A 17,495-nucleotide genomic window follows, 5' to 3' on the forward strand; every position below is an offset into this window, starting at 1 on the left:
GCCCGGGGTGGTCCCGGGCCGCCCGCGGCCTGATCCGTCAGGTCAGCACCCCGGAACCCGAGCAGGAGGCCGCCGTCACCCACTGGTGCGAGGTGATGCGGTCGTTGACCCCGTAACCGTTGTGGAAGTAGTTGTCGGTCACGTCGTCGGCGTACAGCTCCTCCGGGTACAGGCAGGTGTGGCCGCCCTTGTAGTCGATGTCCTCGTAGAACTTGACGATGTCCCTGCCGCCCAGGAAGCCGCGGTTCATGACGGAGGTCGCCTTGTCGGTGGCGGACGCTCCCCAGTAGGTGCTGTTCCCGGCGGTGCGGATCAGCAGGGTGCCACTGCAGTCCAGGTTCTGCCAGGCGTACATGTAACCGTCGCGTGCGCCCCACTTGTCGTCGCAGCCGGGGCCGGCGACGGTGCTCTCGGCCGCGTGGGCGGTGGTGGCCGGTGCGGCGATGCCCAGGGCGGTGAGGCCGGTGAGCGCTGCCGCGACGATGAATTTACGCATGGTGGATTCCCCTCGTTGGTGATGCGGTGATGGTGTACTGCGGTGCTGGTGGTGCCTTGGTGGTCAGGTGCGCTCCGGGACGACGCGCACCGCCCGGTCGTACGCGCGCCGGCCGAGGTGCCGGTAGGTGTCGACCGCCTCGCCGAACCGGTCGCGCAAGCGGTCCTGGTAGTACGTCTCCCGGGCCTTGGCCACGGCCCGCAGGGAGGTTTCGCGGGCGCAGGTCGCGTCCGCGACGGCGGTCCTCCGTTCGGCGGCGAAGGCCTCGTCGGCGCGGCCCGCGCCCAGCCTGCCGGTGTTGGCCCTGACTGCGTCGCGCGCCGCCTGGGGGTCCTCGTACGGCTGTCCCGCGCTCTTCATGCACCGGGCCCAGGCCCGTACCGACGCGGTGAGCCGGCGGTCCTTCATGAGCTCAGCGGCGTAGAGGGAGTTGAGGCCCATGGCGGTCTTGCTCGTACGGAACCATTCGGCCGGGTCGCCGTACAGCTCGCGCTCGGCCTCCTCCGTACAGCCGCCGAGGAGCTTGCGGATCTCCCCGCCGCCCGGCAGCTTCGCCACGAGCACGCGGGCACCGTCGCCGCCGTCGAGCGCGATGTCGAACGCGGCGCGCCGGGTGGCCGAAAGCCCTTGCCGGTAGGTGCCGTTGGGGTTGGCCTCGTGGATACGCCCGCCCTTGGCGTCGATCCGGCCCCCGTACCCGTGGGCGCGGGCCCACGCCACGTCGTCCTGCACGTAGCGCACCGGGCGGCTCTCCTGGAGTGTCAGGCTCCGGTCCTCCCAGTAGGTGAAGCCGTGCCGGTTCATGCACCGGCTCGTCAGGCGCTGCTTCGCGTCGGCGACGCGTAACTCCTGCTGCCAGGTCAGCGCGGGGGGCCGGGAGCTCGGGTGCCGGCCGTCCTCGGCCGCCCGGACGCCGTCACCGCCCGCGTAGGCGATCGTCGCCACCGCCGCGGTCGCCGCGACCGCGCACAGTGAGATGACCGTACGGCTGCGTACCCCCGGTACTCCCGGCACGGGAGCCCTCCCCTCGATCGGGCCTCGTTCCTTCCTCGACGAGGGTGCACGCGGCGGCGGGGTGCTGTCGTTACGGGTGCGCGCACACGTCTTTAGTGAGCGCGCACAGTCGGGACGGTCGCGCACTGCGCGCGGTACTGGCGCGGCGGGACGCCGTACGCGCCCCGGAACGCCTGGCTGAAATGCGCGGGGCTGGTGAAGCCCCACCGGGCCGCGATGGCGTTGATCGGGCTGGCTGCCAGCCGGGGGTCGGCGAGGTCGCGCCGGCACTGCTCCAGGCGGCGCTCGCGGACCCATCCGGCGACGGTGTGGCCGTCCTGCTGGAACAGCTTGTGCAGATACCGCAGGGAGATGTGGTGCGCGGCGGCGATCGTGTCCGGGGTCAGCCGCGCGTCGCCCAGGTTGTCCCGGATGAACGCGTGGATCCGCGCCATGAGCGCTCGCCGTCTGGTGTGGGCCGGCACGGCGCTCCCGGTGTCCAGCGCGTCGGCCAGCGCCGCGATCAGCACGTCGAGCGTCAGGGTGGTCAGCCGGGCGGCGTCGGACGGACTGAGTTCGTCGAAATGCCGGGCGAGTTGGAGCATGAACTGTGAGGTCAGCGCACCGATGCCCCGGGCTCCTGGAATACGGGTCGCGCTCAGACTCCGCAGGTCCCGGTGTGGCAACGGCAGCAACGAGCGAGGGAAGCGCAGGAGCAGCAGCCGGCTCATCGGAGTACCCGGCTGGAATCCGGCCAGGTAGGGGCGCGAGGTGTCGAAGAGGATCAGATCCCCCACCCCGAACTCCGCACACCGGTCGCCCTGCGTCATCACGCCGCCACCGCTCTGGAGACAGCCCAGCTTGAAGACCTCGGGGTCGGACTGGCGGATGAGCTTGGGCGTACGGTGAACGCTGTGCCGCATGGCCGTCATCAGCGCCGCCTGCACCGGACCGAACTCGGCGGTGCCCACGTGCGCCCGGAACTGGCTCTCCAACTCCCTTTCGCAGCGCAGCTCGTAGGGCACCCAGAGCTTCGAACTCACTTCACGCCAGAAGTCCAGTCGTTCTCCCGCCGCTACTCCGGCGGTGCTGAGCACGTCCATGACTCACCACGATGTTGTCGATGTGGGGGGTGATTCTGTCGTTCTACCGTTCCGGGGGCAGCGAAAGCGAGGGGTTTGTGCCGAAGCGGGAGATCGTGTCGGAGCGCACCGAAGGCGCGAACCCGGCGCTTTCGGCCCGCCACCGCCTGGCGGCCCGCTACTTGAGGATCCGGTACTTGAGGTGGGTGGCGCCGGGGGTGTCGACCACGCGGACCGGTTCGAGGTCGTGCGAGCCGAGACCGAGGTTGTCGAAGAGCCTCAGACCGGCGCCGAGCAGCACGGGGATCACATGCAGTTGGAGCTCGTCGACGAGGCGGGCCTTCAGATACTGCTGGACCGTGTCTGCGCCGCCCGCGATGTCGACGTTACGGCCGCCGGCCGCGGCCTTGGCCTGGTCGAGCGCGCTGTGGATGCCGTCGGTGACGAAGGTGAAGGTCGTGCCGCCCTCCTTGAGGAGGGTGGGCGCGGGCCGGTTGGTGAGGACGAAGACCGGGGCGCGGAAGGGCGGGTTGTCGCCCCAGAACTCCACCCCGGAGTCGTACATGAGCCGCCCCATGACGACGGCGCCGGTCGCCTCGAACCACTCGCGCATGATCTCGGAGTCCTGGTCGTCCTCACCGCCGCCGATGCCGGCGCGCTCGCGCCAGCTGGACTGGGCGTGGATCCAGCCGCCGATCCGGTCGGCGCCGTGGCCTCCGGGGTTGGCGACGCTGTGTTCGGTGCCGGCGATGTAGCCGTCGAGCGACATGGTCATGTCGGCGGTGACGGTGACCGTCATGGGGGTGCTCCTTCAACTTTTCCGGAGTTGCGCTTCTTCATAGGGGCCTGTCATGAGGACGTCGATCGGCGGACGCCGAATTCGACATCGGTCCCGCACGGCCGTACCTCACTCGCCGAAACGCGCGACCCGGGCCATGATGGTCCACGAGACGCGTTCACGACGTGCGTGCGCGCGCCTCGCGCGCGCAGTCCCCGTCCGCTCGCACGAATGGCGTATCTCAGCAACGCCCTCATCTCACATATGAGATAGCCTGTCGCCATGGCAGACGACTACCTCGTACGTATCGGCAAGCTCATCCGTGACGCCCGTCAGCACAGAGGCTGGACACAGACCCAGCTCGCGGATGCGCTGGCCACCAGTCAGAGCGCCGTAAACCGCATCGAGCGCGGCAACCAGAACATCAGCCTTGAGATGATCGCGCGCATCGGTGAGGCGCTCGACAGCGAGATTGTTTCCCTCGGATACGCCGGGCCGATGCACCTGCGGGTCGTCGGCGGACGCCGGCTCTCCGGCTCCATCGACGTCAAGACGAGCAAGAACGCCTGCGTGGCGCTGCTCTGCGGTTCGCTGCTCAACAAGGGGCGTACGGTCCTGCGGCGGGTGGCGCGTATCGAGGAGGTCTACCGGCTCCTCGAAGTGCTCAACTCCATCGGTGTACGCACCCGCTGGATCAACGACGGCATGGACCTGGAGATCGTGCCGCCGGCGGAACTGGACATGGCGGCCATGGACGCGGAGGCCGCGCGCCGTACCCGCTCGATCATCATGTTCCTCGGTCCGCTCCTGCACCGTATGGACAACTTCCTGCTGCCGTACGCGGGCGGCTGCGACCTCGGTACGCGCACCATCGAGCCGCACATGATCGCGCTGCGCCGCTTCGGCCTGGACATCACGGCGACGGAGGGGCTGTACCACGCGGTGGTCGACCGCTCGACGTCGCCGGACCGGCCCATCGTGCTGACCGAGCGCGGCGACACGGTCACCGAGAACGCGCTGCTGGCCGCCGCCCGGCACGACGGCGTCACCGTCATCCGTAACGCGTCGTCGAACTACATGGTCCAGGACCTCTGCTTCTTCCTGGACGCGCTCGGGGTACGGGTCGAGGGCGTCGGCACCACCACGCTCACCGTGCACGGCGTGCCGAGCATCGACACCGATGTGGACTACTCCCCCTCCGAGGATCCGGTCGAGGCGATGAGCCTGATCGCCGCCGCGGTGGTCACCGAGTCCGAGCTGACGATCCGCCGGGTGCCGATCGAGTTCCTGGAGATCGAGCTCGCGGTGCTGGAGGAGATGGGCCTGGACCACGACCGTACGCCGGAGTACCCGGCGGACAACGGCCGTACCCGGCTGGTGGATCTGACCGTACGCCCCTCGAAGCTGGAGGCGCCGATCGACAAGATCCACCCGATGCCGTTCCCGGGCCTGAACATCGACAACGTCCCGTTCTTCGCGGCCATCGCCGCCGTCGCCCAGGGCAAGACCCTCATCCACGACTGGGTCTACGACAACCGCGCGATCTATCTGACGGACCTCAACCGCCTCGGCGGCCGGCTCCAACTCCTCGACCCCCACCGGGTCCTGGTGGAGGGCCCGACCCGCTGGCGCGCGGCGGAGATGATGTGCCCGCCGGCACTGCGGCCCGCGGTGGTCGTGCTGCTGGCGATGATGGCGGCGGAGGGCACGTCGGTGCTGCGCAACGTCTATGTGATCAACCGGGGTTACGAGGACCTGGCGGAGCGGCTGAACTCGGTGGGGGCGCAGATCGAGATCTTCCGGGACATTTGATACAAGGATGCCGCCGCACCCCGTCTGACCTGCCGCTTGGCGGGTCAGACGGGGTGCGGCGGCATCTCCGGGACTTCCCTTCCATCTGTGACCGGGTCAGGTGACGGTAATGACGACCCTCTGGTAACTGGTGAGGGCCGGCGTGCCGTTGTCTTCGGCCTCGACGATGAGGTGGATGGTCTGGCCGGGCCGGGCGTCCGCGGGAATATCCACCCGCACCGTACCGGTACTCGTGTGCTGGATGCCGACGGTGCCCGGGTAGGTTCCGGCCTCCCGGTACTGCCACCATGTGCGGGTGACGGTGTCGCCGTCGGGGTCGGCGGTTCGGGCCGTGAGCTCGACTGTCCGCCCGGCACGGCGGCTGATGTCCAAGCCCTGGGGCACGCGGACTCGGGGGGCGTGGTTCGCGTCGGCGAACTTGCTGACACTCCAGTCGAGCCGGGCGGCGAAGTCGTTCTGGATGGCGGAGAACCAGCGCGCGGCCGGGTAGTCGCGGGGTGTCGCGCCCGTCTCGTCGGCATCCTTTGCGTTCCGGTTGGACCACCGGTGGGGGTCGACGGGGTCGACGGTCTGCCGGCCGCCCCAGCCGCCCCAGCCGGGGTGCTGGTAACTGCGCAGTCCGTTGTCGACGAGGAGCGCGAAGTTGGAGGAGTCTCCTTCGGAGATCCACGATCCCTTCGGTTGCGGCGGCGTCCAGACCAGATACCCCATCGCTCTCAGTTCCTCGGCCGTGTAGCCGGACAGGCCGAAGTAGTCCTCGTCGTCGAAACCGGCTGCCATCTGCTTGCCGTCGCCCCAGACGCGGTAGGAGGAACCGATCGGCCCCCTGCCGGAGACGTTGGCTCCGGTCCACTCGGCGGAGTGGTAGACCGAGTCCTCGGGGCGTACGACGCCGCGGGAACCGTAGCCCCAGACGGATGTGGCCACTTCGCGGTTCTGGATGTCCGGCCAGTTGGGCTTGATGTAGTCCTCGAACGTGGAGTCCTGTTGACCGAAGCTGGTGATGACCGCCTTGTTCACGATCTTCTTGTAGACGGCGCGCCACCGCGGAGTGCCCTGGTACTGGTCCTGGATCGACTTGAGGGCGCGGGCGATGGTGTTGGGCCCGCCCCAGGCCTGTAGGAACACCTGTCCTGGCCTGTCGTCCAGCAGGACCTTCCTGATGAGGTCGGAACCCTTCGTGTCCGCGGCCATGTCGCCCTCGTCGCTGACGTTGCCCGTCGCGATCAGCGAGCGCAGACGGGAGGGAGAGGGGTAACGCGAGTCGTGGCGGACCAGATTCCTGTACACCTTGGCGTAGGCGTCGACGGCCTCGTCGATGTGCAGCCGGGCACCGGGCGCGGGCCAGCGGTGCGGCTCCACGCCACGGCTCGCGTCGCCCTGGTGGTGGTGCTGGCTGGACGAGTAGACCAGGCCGGCGATGTCGATCTCGTTGCTGTACAGCAGCATGCGCAGCATCGAGTTCAGGTCGTCCAGTTCCGGGTCGGTCGTCACTATCGTGCGGGGTGCGGCTGACGGAGTCGTGGCGTGGCCGCCGGTTCGTCCCTGCCGGTCCTTGTCCGCCGCGGGTGTGCCGGCGCCCGCCGCCGAGCCGGGCTGTGTCATCGGCAGGGTGAGGCCGAGAGCGGCCGTGCTCACGACGAGCATGCGGGCGAGGCGGGAGGATCTGGGAGAGCGTGTGGTGCTGATCGGGACGCGGAATGTCATCGGATACCTCCATATATCGGTCACTGCTTGAGAGTGGGGCACCCACTATCGGCGGATCGGCTGCTTGCGCACGGTTGGCCGTCGCTGACCGGCCAGGCCGTTGTCAGTGGGTGAAAACCCCTTGTGCGGGGGTCAGTCGTTCAGCAGTTCTCGGGCGACGTCGACGTCGGTGACCAGGATGTTGATCCACCTGCCGCGCACCGCACCGCGGATCGCCGCTACCTTGTCCATTCCTCCGGCCACCGCGATGCGGCGTTCCACGGCGCGGAGCTGGTCCGGTTCGATGCCGATGAGGCGGTCGTTGAAGGGAGCGTCGACGGAGTTCCCGTCGGCGTCGAAGTACCGGGCGCAGACGTCGCCCACGGCTCCGAGCTTCTTGAGTGCCCGCTGGTCCTCGGCGGTGATGGCGTTGCCCGAGCGTCGCAGCAAGGGCGAGGGATCGAGGCTGCCGATGCCCAGCAGGGCCAGGGTGAGACGCGACCACGCCCGCATCACGTCCGCCATCGCCGGCTCCCGCGACAGCAGGACCCTCAGCTCCCGGCTGCCGACCAGCGCGGCGGACGGGGCGAACACCGGTCGTGCGCCGGTCAGTTCCGCCAGTCGGCTCGTCAACCGCGTTGCGTGCAGCTGTACTTCGGGGCTGCCCGAACCGCCGACGATTTGTACCACTTCTCGCGCCCCGGAGGAGGTCCTGGCCCGCATCACCTTCACGGACTCAAGCAGGGTGGCGCTCCAGGAGGAGACGCCGATGACGTCTTCGCCCTTGAGGGTGGCGTCGAGGTAGGTGGCGGTGGCTGCGGCGAGCGCGGGGATGACGTCTGCTCCCGACCCCTCGACCTCGACCACGACGGCGTCCCGCAGGCCGTACCGTGCCACGAGGGCTTCTTCGAGCTCGGCGTGCACACCTTCCGGAGACACGACCACGGTGCGGACCACTCCTCGGTCGACCGCCTCTTTCAGCAGGCGGGAGACACGGGGCTGCGACATGTTGAGATGTGCGGCGATCTCGGGCTGGCGCACTCCGCGCTCGTGATACATGCGGGCCACCTTGATGAGCAGCCGCATATGGTCAGGGGTGGGAGTGGACGCTGCCGCCACCATGTCTCCATCCTTGTCGTCCCTGGCGGTCGGGCGCCAGAGCCTGTCGCCGCTGCGGAACACCACAGCCTATCGTCGGGGTTCCGCCACGGCTGGCCGCGGTGTCTGGTCGCCGGCATCAGAGTTTGGCGAAGACCCCGTACTCGTCGGCGTTCTTCACGGTGATCAGTTCGCAGTCGATGGACTGCTTCTCGGGCTGTCCGGTCTTGCCCGTCTTCACGTACTTGTCGGCCTGCTCGACCGCACGTTCGGCTCCCAGCGCGGCGGGCTGGAGTGCCGTCGCCCGCATGGTGCCGGCCTTGATCTGGGCGATGGCGTCCGGGCTGCCGTCGAAGCCGACCACGACGATGTTCTCGCGCTTGGCCGACTTGATCGCGGCCACCGCGCCGAGGGCCATGGTGTCGTTGCCCGCGATCACACCGCTGATCTTCGGGTTGCGCTGGAGGATGGTCTCCATCTTGCTGAAGGCCTCCTGCTGGTCCCAGTTCGCCGTCTGCTTGGCCACCTGCTTCAGGTCCGGGTACTGCGAGATGACATCGGCGAAGCCCTTGGAGCGGACGCTGGCGTTGGTGTCGGACTCCTTGCCGGTCAGCTCGACGTACTCGCCCTTGCCCTTCGTCGCCGTGACGAACTCCTGCGCCGCGAGCTGCGCGCCCTGGGCGTTGTTGGACACGATCTGGGCCTTGGCGATACCGGTCTCGTTGATCTCACGGTCGATGAGGAAGACGGGGATGCCGGCCTTGGTGGCCTTTCGGACGGGGCCGATCGACGCGTCGGCGCCCGCGTTGTCCAGGATGATCGCCGCGGCCTTGCGGGAGATGGCGGCGTCGATGAGTTCGCTCTGCTTGTTCGGGTCGTCGTCGTGCGAGGCGACCGAGGTCTTGTAGCCGAGGCTCACGGCCTTCTTCTTCGCCGCGTCCGCCTCCGCCTTGAAGAAGGGGTTGTCCGCGGAGGGTGTGATGATGGCGACCAGGTTGCTCTTCGATCCGCCCTTGGACGCGCTCGCTCCGGACGACGAGTCGTCGGAGCTCCCGCACGCGGTCAGGAGCAGGGCACCTGCGGCGAGGGCCGCGGTGGTCGTGACGGTGCGATTGGCCTTGCGGTGGAACATTCTGGTCTCCTCACAACGATGTGCGGACTGGCGTCGGTAGAGGTCGGTACAGCGGGTGGTGGACGAGGGGGGCCGTACGGACGTCAGTCGTCCGCCGGCCTGGCGGAGTCGCCTGGCGTGGTGCTGCGCGCGCCGGCCGGGCCGGGATCGGTCTTCACGGCGACCGCGGATGCTGCCGCGCGGCGGCGCTGGAACCGCTGCTGGCTCTGGTCGAGGATGACGGCGATGATGATGACGGCGCCCTTGATGAGCATCTGCCAGAACGTCGAGACGCCGAGGATGACGAGGCCGTCGGCGAGGAAGCCGATGACGAAAGCCCCGACGAGGGTGCCGCGTACGTTGCCCCGGCCGCCGGAGAGGGCGGCGCCGCCGATGACGACGGCGGCGATGGCGTTGAGTTCGAAGGTCTCGCCGGCCTGCGGTGCGGCGGAGGTGAGTTCGGAGGCGATGATGAGCCCGGACAACGCGGCGCAGGCGCCGGAGATCACGTAGACGAGGAGCTTGACGCGCCTGACGGGGACTCCGCTGAGTTCGGTGGCGCGCTCGTTGCCGCCGGTGGCGTAGAGCCAGCGGCCGAAGGGGGTCGATCGCAGCAGGACGGCGACGAGTCCCGCCACCACGATCATGATCCAGACCGCGACGGGCAGTCCGAGGGGTCGGCCCTGGCCGAGCCAGTCGAAGCCGGTGTTGTGGGTGCCCGGGTCGCCGGCCAGGTCGGGGTAGGTCGTGCCGTCGGAGATGAGCAGGGCGGTGGCGCGGGCCACGTACAGCATGCCGAGAGTGGCGATGAACGGGGCCACGTTGAGACGGGTGACGAGGATGCCGTTGACCGTGCCGACCAGCGCGCCGACGCCGACGCACAGCACGATGACGGCCCAGACCTGCGGGTAGGCGACGACGTCGAGGACGCTCAGGTGCAGGCCCTGGAGCAGCTCGCCGGCGATCACTCCGGACAGGCCGACGGTCGAGCCGACGGAGAGGTCGATCCCGCCCTTCAGGATGACCAGCAGCATGCCCAGCGCGAGGATCGCGTTGATGGCGACGTGCTTGGTCATCGTGATCACGTTGTCGACGGTGAGGAAGGAGTCCGAGAGCAGGCTGAAGACGACGATCAGGACTCCGAGTGCGATGAAGGCGCGCAGTTCGAAGATCGAGTCGACGGTCTTGAGGCGCCGTGCCTGGGCCGCCGCGGCGCGACGCTGCTGGAGCACGACCTCGTGGTCCTTGGTCAGGGTGTCACTCATGTTGTGCCTTCTCGGTGGTGTCGGCTCCGTCGGCCAGGCTCATCAGCCGGTCCCGGGTGATCTCTCCGGCTTTCAGGTCGGCGACGAGACGGCCGCGCGCCATGACCAGGAGGCGGTCGGGCATGTGCAGCGCCTCTTCGGCCTCGGAGGTGGTGAAGAGCACGGCGAGACCGCGCTCGGCCTGCTTGGCCATCAGTTCGAAGACGTCGGCCTTGGCTCCCACGTCCACGCCGCGGGACGGTTCGTCCAGCAGCAGGACGCGCGGGCCGGTCATCAGGGCCTTGCCGATGACGACCTTCTGCTGGTTGCCGCCGCTGAGCGAGCCGATGGGCGCGCGGGAGCCGGGGGCCTTCACCGTCACGTCGGAGATCATCGAGGTCACTGCCTCGTCCTCGGCACGCCGGTCGAGCAGCAGGCGGCGTACGAACCTGGTCACGGAGGCCAGCGAGAGGTTCTGTCCCACCGTCATGGACTGGACGAGACCGTCTCGCTGGCGGTCCTCGGGGACGAGGGCCAGCCCGGTGCCGATGCGGTCGCGGACGCTGCCGGTGAGCGGTTCGCCGTGCAGGCGCAGTTCGCCCGAGGCGGCGGGCATCCTGCCGGCCAGGCACTCCAGCAGTTCGGTACGGCCGCTGCCCATCAGGCCGTAGATGCCGACCATCTCGCCGGCCCGGACGGAGGTGGACAGGCTGTTCACCGCGAGCCGCCCGGGGACGGACGGGTCCGCGACGGACAGCTCGGTGATCTCCAGTGCGACGGGACCCAGGGTGGGGTTCCGGTCGGGGAAGAGATCGTCCTGGCTGCGGCCCACCATCGTGCGGACGATCCAGGCGAGGTCGATGTCGTCCGCCGGTGCTGTCGCCACCATGGCGCCGTCCCGCAGGACGGCAACCTCGTCGGCGACGGAGAGGGCTTCCTCCAGGTGGTGTGAGATGTACACGATCGCGACGCCCTCGGCCTTGAGCTCCCGGATGACCTGGAAGAGAATCTCCACTTCCGGTGCGCTGAGGGCGGAGGTCGGTTCGTCCATGATCAGCACCCGGGCGTTCTGCAGCAGCGCACGGGCGATCTCGACGAGTTGCTGCTGGCCGAGGCGCAGCTCGCCCACGGTCGTGTCGGGGTCGAGTCCCTCGTCGAGCCTGCCCAGCACCTGTCGTGCCATGGCCCGCTGGGTGGTGCGGTCGAGCAGGGTACCGGCCTGCCGGGTGCGCTCGCGGCCGAGGAACAGGTTGTCCTGGATGCTCAGGTTGGGACACAGACTCAGTTCCTGGTGGATGATCGAGACCCCGTGGTCGGACGCCTCCCTCGCACTGCTGAACTTCACCGCCCGGCCGTCGAGTTCGATGTGCCCGGTGCTGGGGGACTCGACGGCGCTGAGGATCTTCATCAGGGTCGACTTGCCGGCCCCGTTCTCGCCGAAGAGCACGGTGGTGCGACCCGCCGGGATGTCCAGCGAGACGCCTTTGAGTGCCTGCGTTCCGCCGTACACCTTGGTGACCTCGGCGGCGCGCAGCACCGGCGACGCCGGTGCCCGCCCGGCCGCGAAGGTCATGACGCGGCCTCTATCGAGACGGGGGTGAGGGTCAGCACGTCGGCGGTCAGCGGTGTCATGGCGCCGACCACGGTGACCTTCCTGCCACGGACCGCCTCGGGATCGAAAGCTCTGAGGACCTTGTCCTTCATCTCGGTGTTCAGTGCCGTGGCGGCGTCGGCGTACTCGACCTGGTTGGTGAACTGGCCGAAGGTGATGAAGCCGGCCGAGTCGCGAAGTGCCGTGCCGTTGACGGCGGGACCGACCTGCACGGAGACGCGGGCCTTGGCCAGACCGGGCACGGTCACCCGCAGCAGGCCGTTCTCGGCGGCGCCCGCGGTCCCGGTCACCGTCGTGGCGTAGCTGTACGGTCCGGTGCCCGGCCGGTGCCCGTACCGCTTGCCGGCCGTCTCGGGGTCGGCGGCGATGGCCTTGTGCAGGGTGACGATGTCCACGGCGTTCTTCTCGATCGCGGGGACGACCTTGGGTTCGTACGTGCCTGCGGCGTACTTGGAGGCGTCGAACGCGGCCTTGCCGCTCGTCCTGTCCTCGCTGTCCGAGCGGTAGGTGGTGGTGGCCGCGATACCGGCGAGCAGGAGTACGAGGGCGATGAGGGAACCGCTGCCCAGGGACGGCCGGCCGCGGGGGTGCGCCGTCTTCCTGTCTGTCTGGGGCAAGTCTGCTGTGGTCATGACGTCCTTTGCTGTCCGCGTGTCCCGAGGTCGCGAGCGGCCGCGACCCGATGACGCCAGCGCGCGACCGTGTCGCTGCGCTGTGCGTCGTCCCAGCCGGCTGTGAAGGTCCGCAGGCCGGCGTCCGCGCGCTGTTCCAGGTCGGCGGTCGTCCACAGGCCGAGTCCCAGTCCCGCCAGTTGCGCGGCGCCCGCGGCGGACAGTTCGTGGTGCCGCGTACGGGCCACCGTGACGTCGCAGACGTCGGCCTGCAGTTGCATGAGCGCGTCGCTGCGGCTGAGACCGCCGTCGGCCACGACCTGTCTCAGACCGGGGAGGGCCGCGAGGACGTCGGCCACTTGGAAGGCGACCGATTCCAGTGCGGCGCGCGCCAGTTGGGTGCGGCCGGTGCCCAGCCCGAAGCCGGCGAGGACGGGCACGGCGCGGGCGTCCCACCAGGGTGCCCCGATGCCGCCGAAGGCCGGGACGAGGGTCACGTCGCCCGCGTCCGCGTCGGCCGCGAGCCGGATGAGTTCCTCCGCCTCGGTGCCGAGCAGGTCGGCCAGCCAGGTGAGGGTGCGTCCGGTGGAGCGGATGTTGGCCTCGTGCGCGTAGACGGGATGCCCGGTGGACCAGGCGATGGTGCCGCAGACGTGTTCCGCCGGTTCGGGGGAGTCCGTCACCGTCATGACGGAGGATCCGGTGCCGTAGGTGACCTTCACGGTGCCGGGGCGCCAGCCGGCGTGGGCGAACAGGGCGGCGTGCGAGTCGCCCATGACGGCCAGGAGCGGGGTGCCGTCGGTCAGCGGGCTGAGGTCGTGCAGCGTTCCGAACGGCCCGGTGGAGGGCACGACACGGCTCAGTGCGGCACGCGGGATGTCGAAGAGGCCGAGCAGTTCGTCGTCCCAGTCGCCGGTGGCGAGGTTGAGCAGCTGGGTCCGGGACGCGTTGCCGATCTCGGTGACCGCCTGCCCGGTGAGCCGGTGGAGCAGATAGGCGTCCACGGTGCCCAGCCGCAGGCCGCCGTCCTTGCTGCGGGCCCGCGAGGGGTCGTGCAGGTCGAGCAGGGCGGCCATTTTCAAAGCGGAGAACATCGGGTCGAGCGGGAGACCTGTACGGCGGCGGATCTCGTCGGCCGCTCCGGCGCCGGTGAGGCGGGCCGCACGTTCTCCTCCGCGCCGGTCCTGCCAGCTGACCAGCGGGGCGACCGGCTCGCCGGTCGCCGCTTCCCACAGGACGACGGACTCGCGCTGGCTGCTCAGGGCCACGCCGGTCACCGTGCGCGGGTCGACGTCCGTCAGACAGTCGGCGACGGCGCTGCGCACGCTGTCGAGGAGCGCGGTCGCGTCCTGTTCCACCAGGCCGGGGCCAGGGTGGGTCTGGGACAGGGGCGCTTCGGCCCGGCGGACGATGTCGCCCGCGGCGTTGAGGAGCAGTGTCTTGGTGGAGCTGGTCCCCTGGTCGACGGCGAGAACGTGCGGTCTCATCACACCCGTCCCAGTGCCTCGCGTGCGGCTCCGGCGACTCCGTCGGCTGTCAGCCCGAAGTGTTCGAGCAGGAAGGCCGCACTGCCGGTCGGGGCGAAACTGGGCACGCCCAGCATGCGTATCGGGACCGGGTTGCTCTCTGCCACGACCTTGGCCACGGCGGCTCCCAGACCGCCGGAGAGCAGTCCTTCCTCGGCGGTGACGACGGCGCGGGTCTCCCGAGTCGCGGCGATGACGGCGGCGACGTCGAGGGGTTCGACGAAGGTCATGTTGAGGACGCGGGCGGAGATGTCCTGCTGTGCGAGCAGGTGCGCCGCGTCCAGGGCGCGGGAGACCATCGTGCCCACGGCGACCAGGGTGACGTCGGTGCCCTCACGGAGTCGTACGGCCCGGCCGGCTTCGAACGGTGCGTCGTCGGGGGTGACGGCGGGGACCTTGAAGCGGGGTACACGAATGTAGGTGGGTCTGCCCGATGCGGCGGCCCAGCGCACCGCGCTGCGTGTCTGCGCCGGATCGGCCGGCACGATGATGTCCAGGCCCGGGATCGCGCGCATCCAGGACAGGTCCTCGATGGAGTGGTGGGTGGGCCCCAGCTCTCCGTAGGCCATACCCGGGCTCTGGCCGCAGAGCACGACGTGGCGGTGGGTGTAGGCGATGTCGGCCTTGATCTGTTCCAGGGCGCGGCCGGTGAGGAAGGGTGCCGCCGCGGACGCGAAGGGGATGAACCCGGCGTTGGCGAGACCGGCCGACACGCCGACCAGGTCCTGTTCGGCGATGCCGACGTTGATGAGACGGGTGGGGAACTCCTCGCGGAACTTGACGAGGTTGCTGGAGCCCACCGAGTCGTTGCAGACCGCCACGATCCGCTCGTCGGCGCGGGCCAGCACGGCGAGTTCGTCGGCGAAGTCGGCGCGGCAGTCGAAGGTGGGTGCCTGTTCGGTCACGGAGGTCATCGGTTCAGCTCCTCCAGCGCGAGACGTACCTGTTCGTCGGTGGGCACCTTGTGGTGCCATTCGACGCGGTCCTCCATGAACGACACGCCCTTGCCCTTGGTGGTGTTGGCGATCACCGCGACGGGTCGGCCGGTGGCCGACGGCGCGTACGCCTCCTTGATCGCCCGGTGGTCGTGCCCGTCGATGACGCGGACCTCCCAGCCGAAGCTGGCCCATTTGGCGTCCAGCGGCTCCAGCGACTTGGTGTCCTCCGTGCGCGCGCCCTGCTGCAGCCGGTTGCGGTCGACGACGGCCGTCAGGTTCGCCAGTTCGTAGTGGGCGGCCGTCATGGCCGCTTCCCAGTTGCTGCCTTCCTGCATCTCGCCGTCGCCGAGCACCACGATGGTGCGCCAGGTCTCGCCGCGCAGCTTCGTTCCGAGGGCGCATCCGGTGGCCACGGGGAAGCCGTGTCCGAGCGGTCCGCTGTTGGTCTCCACCCCGGGGACCTTGAGCCGGGCCGGGTGGCCGTTGAGCGGCGACAGCGGAGCCATGAACTCGCGCAGCCGGCTGCGCGGGAAGAACCCGCAGGAGGCCAGTGTCGAGTACAGGGCCGCGGCGCAGTGGCCCTTGCTGAGTACGAACCGGTCGCGCTGGGGGTGGTCGGCCTGCGCGGGACGCATGCGCAGCGTGCCCCACAGGGCGGTGACCATCAGGTCGGTGACGGACAGGTCACCTCCCACATGCCCCATGCCGGCCGACTGGATGGTGGTGATGATGTCGCGGCGGATCGAGGCCGAGATGTCGGCGAGTTCCGCCGCCGCCTCGGCGGGGGACGCGGCGCGCAGTCGTGCGCCGCGTGTTTCGTACGCGCGGGCCGCGGCCTCGTCGGTCCGCAGGGGGCCGGCGGCCTCCAGGACGGCGCTCATACGGACTCGCTCTCCGCGAGGGCGCGGAACAGTGCCCGCTTGGCGATGCGTTGGGCACCGAGGGCGTCCTGTGCGGCTTGCGCGGCGGCCAGTTCCTCGCGGTCGAGGTAGCCCAGCGCCTGGTGGAAGGCGCGCATGGTGCGGATGCCGGTGCGGGCCGCCTCGACCGGGTCCTCCCGGAACGGGAACTGGTCGAGCTGCCAGACGCCCTGCCAGCCGGCGTCCTGGAGCGCGAAGAAGAACTCGAAGGTCTCCAGCAGGTGTACGGAGCCGACGACCATGTCGTCGTCCCAGCCGCGGAAGTTGTCGTTGACGTCGATCGCGAAGAGCCTGTCCCGGGCGATGGCCAGCCGGGCTGCCTCGGCGGGAGTCTCTCCGCCGTAGAGGGAGTGGCCGAAGTCCAGCAGGACGCCGACGTTGTCCACGCCCATGTCCTGGATGGCCAGCAGGGTCCGGGCGACGGACGAGAAGACCATCCGGTTGCGCGGCTCGCGCGGCTTGTACTCGATCGCGAACCTCAGGTCCGGGAAGGACAGGGCGAGTTCGCGCAGCGCGTCGACGGACTTGGTCCACAGGTCGGTGTAGTCGGCCTGGAAGGGATAGTCGTAGCCGTCCTGTCCGGGCCAGATCTTGACGTAGTCCACGCCCAGTTCGCGCCCGACCTCGGCCGAGGCGGCGACCAGGTCGATGGCCTGGCGGCGGACAGCGGGGTCGGGGTTGGTGAAGCCTCCCCTGGCGAACTTGCCGGTGTAGAACTCCGGCGTCACGGCGATGGCCCGCAGGTTCTGCTCGGCCAGGGCTTCCCGCACCTCTGCGGTGCTGATGTCGCCCGGCGGAAAGGGCCAGTTCAGGTCGAGTACGGACAGGTCGCCGACCGCTCCGGCGAGCTTGATGGCGTCGAGGATGGTGCGTGGTTCGCCGTAGCCGTCCGTGGCGTATCGGTCGACGTAGGTCGCGAAGTGCCAGACACCGGCGCCGTAGATCGGTTCGTCCTGACCAGGCTGCTGAATGTCTATGCGTGGTTGAGTCGACATGCGGGACAAGTTACGAAGCGCGGCGGGAGACGTCAAGCCCCTGCGCAACGCCGGTTCTCGGATGCCGAATGGTCCGGTGCCCCCGCTCACCCCGTGCCCGGAGAAGCCCTACGATCCGGAGAACCCCACCGACGCGGCAGGTCACAGCCCTGGCTGTTCTCTTCCAGGACATCTGGTACGAGGACGCCGCCGCACCCCGGCCGACCTGCCGCTTGGCGGGTAAGGGAGGGGGCGGCGGCATCTCTGGGACTTTGGGCCCACGGTGAGCTACGCGCTCCACAGGCTCTGCCGGTGCATGGCGCCCTGTTCACCGACTGCTCGGCCGCGGGAGCTCAGCCGGTAAATTCGTTGACGCCGAGGGCGAAGTCCCAGTGGCCAACCCCGTTGCCGGCGAGGCTGACCGTGACCAGGCCCACTCCTTCCAGCCAGTGCGCCATTTTCAGGCCGCCGACGTCCAGCGGGCGCAGCCCGAGGCTCTCGATGAACGCCGCCACGCCCCAGGGCCTCGGCGTAGTCGGGCCTCGTCCCTTTTGATCACGTGAGGCCGAGAAGGGCGAGGGCGCGGGTTTGGTCCCGGGCTGTCCGGCGGAGGC

The 17,495-nt window shown here is 69.5% G+C and carries 15 protein-coding genes and 1 pseudogene; 1 reads left to right on the forward strand and 15 read right to left on the reverse strand.

The annotated features are described in order from the left end of the window. Window positions 1-37: 37 nt before the first annotated feature. The 4 genes from ACFWV8_RS36715 to ACFWV8_RS36730 form a co-directional block, all read right to left on the reverse strand. Window positions 38-496, reverse strand: coding sequence for a peptidase inhibitor family I36 protein (locus tag ACFWV8_RS36715; RefSeq protein ID WP_384214599.1), 459 nt, complete (start codon window positions 494-496; stop codon window positions 38-40). A gap of 63 nt (window positions 497-559) precedes the next feature. Then, window positions 560-1,510, reverse strand: a complete 951-nt coding sequence (locus ACFWV8_RS36720) for a hypothetical protein (protein WP_384214601.1) — start codon at window positions 1,508-1,510, stop codon at window positions 560-562. A gap of 92 nt (window positions 1,511-1,602) precedes the next feature. After that, entirely contained in the window at window positions 1,603-2,592 is a 990-nt protein-coding gene (locus ACFWV8_RS36725; protein ID WP_384214603.1) for a helix-turn-helix domain-containing protein, read from the reverse strand. Between the two features lie 157 nt (window positions 2,593-2,749). Further along, the gene (locus ACFWV8_RS36730; RefSeq protein WP_329379962.1) at window positions 2,750-3,370 is read right to left on the reverse strand and encodes a dihydrofolate reductase family protein; all 621 of its coding nucleotides are present in this window, start codon (window positions 3,368-3,370) and stop codon (window positions 2,750-2,752) included. 261 nt (window positions 3,371-3,631) lie between these two features. Between ACFWV8_RS36730 and ACFWV8_RS36735 the strand changes: the two genes are divergently transcribed. Next, window positions 3,632-5,161 (forward strand): helix-turn-helix domain-containing protein, encoded by a 1,530-nt coding sequence (locus ACFWV8_RS36735; RefSeq protein WP_384214605.1) that lies wholly within the window; start codon window positions 3,632-3,634, stop codon window positions 5,159-5,161. Window positions 5,162-5,257: 96 nt separating this feature from the next. Here ACFWV8_RS36735 and ACFWV8_RS36740 read toward each other — a convergent pair whose 3' ends face one another. From ACFWV8_RS36740 to ACFWV8_RS36790, 11 genes and pseudogenes are all read right to left on the reverse strand, one after another. Then, window positions 5,258-6,868 (reverse strand): nucleoside hydrolase-like domain-containing protein, encoded by a 1,611-nt coding sequence (locus ACFWV8_RS36740; RefSeq protein WP_384214606.1) that lies wholly within the window; start codon window positions 6,866-6,868, stop codon window positions 5,258-5,260. A 132-nt stretch (window positions 6,869-7,000) separates the two neighbouring features. Further along, on the reverse strand, window positions 7,001-7,969 hold the full coding sequence (locus tag ACFWV8_RS36745; protein ID WP_384214608.1) for a sugar-binding transcriptional regulator: 969 nt from the start codon (window positions 7,967-7,969) through the stop codon (window positions 7,001-7,003). Between the two features lie 115 nt (window positions 7,970-8,084). After that, a complete protein-coding gene (locus tag ACFWV8_RS36750; protein ID WP_384214610.1) occupies window positions 8,085-9,077 on the reverse strand; it encodes a D-ribose ABC transporter substrate-binding protein in 993 nt (330 codons plus the stop codon). Between the two features lie 83 nt (window positions 9,078-9,160). Next, entirely contained in the window at window positions 9,161-10,321 is a 1,161-nt protein-coding gene (locus ACFWV8_RS36755; RefSeq protein WP_384214612.1) for an ABC transporter permease, read from the reverse strand. Then, the gene (locus ACFWV8_RS36760; protein ID WP_384214613.1) at window positions 10,314-11,873 is read right to left on the reverse strand and encodes a sugar ABC transporter ATP-binding protein; all 1,560 of its coding nucleotides are present in this window, start codon (window positions 11,871-11,873) and stop codon (window positions 10,314-10,316) included. Before ACFWV8_RS36760 ends, ACFWV8_RS36755 begins: the two co-directional genes overlap by 8 nt. Further along, window positions 11,870-12,544 carry a DUF2291 family protein gene (locus ACFWV8_RS36765; RefSeq protein WP_384214615.1) on the reverse strand — a complete coding sequence of 225 codons (675 nt, stop codon included), beginning with the start codon at window positions 12,542-12,544 and terminating at the stop codon, window positions 11,870-11,872. Before ACFWV8_RS36765 ends, ACFWV8_RS36760 begins: the two co-directional genes overlap by 4 nt. Beyond that, a complete protein-coding gene (locus ACFWV8_RS36770) occupies window positions 12,541-14,010 on the reverse strand; it encodes an FGGY family carbohydrate kinase (RefSeq protein ID WP_384214617.1) in 1,470 nt (489 codons plus the stop codon). The genes ACFWV8_RS36765 and ACFWV8_RS36770 overlap by 4 nt, the downstream gene beginning before the upstream one ends. Then, window positions 14,010-14,963, reverse strand: a complete 954-nt coding sequence (locus ACFWV8_RS36775; protein WP_384214619.1) for a transketolase family protein — start codon at window positions 14,961-14,963, stop codon at window positions 14,010-14,012. Before ACFWV8_RS36775 ends, ACFWV8_RS36770 begins: the two co-directional genes overlap by 1 nt. After that, the gene (locus tag ACFWV8_RS36780) at window positions 14,960-15,868 is read right to left on the reverse strand and encodes a transketolase (RefSeq protein WP_384214622.1); all 909 of its coding nucleotides are present in this window, start codon (window positions 15,866-15,868) and stop codon (window positions 14,960-14,962) included. Before ACFWV8_RS36780 ends, ACFWV8_RS36775 begins: the two co-directional genes overlap by 4 nt. After that, window positions 15,865-16,902, reverse strand: coding sequence for a sugar phosphate isomerase/epimerase family protein (locus ACFWV8_RS36785; protein WP_384214626.1), 1,038 nt, complete (start codon window positions 16,900-16,902; stop codon window positions 15,865-15,867). Before ACFWV8_RS36785 ends, ACFWV8_RS36780 begins: the two co-directional genes overlap by 4 nt. Window positions 16,903-17,234: 332 nt before the next feature. Further along, window positions 17,235-17,495: pseudogene (locus ACFWV8_RS36790) on the reverse strand (hypothetical protein); the annotation flags it as partial.

Source organism: Streptomyces sp. NPDC058665 (assembly GCF_042714995.1).
Classification (GTDB): Bacteria; Actinomycetota; Actinomycetes; order Streptomycetales; family Streptomycetaceae; genus Streptomyces.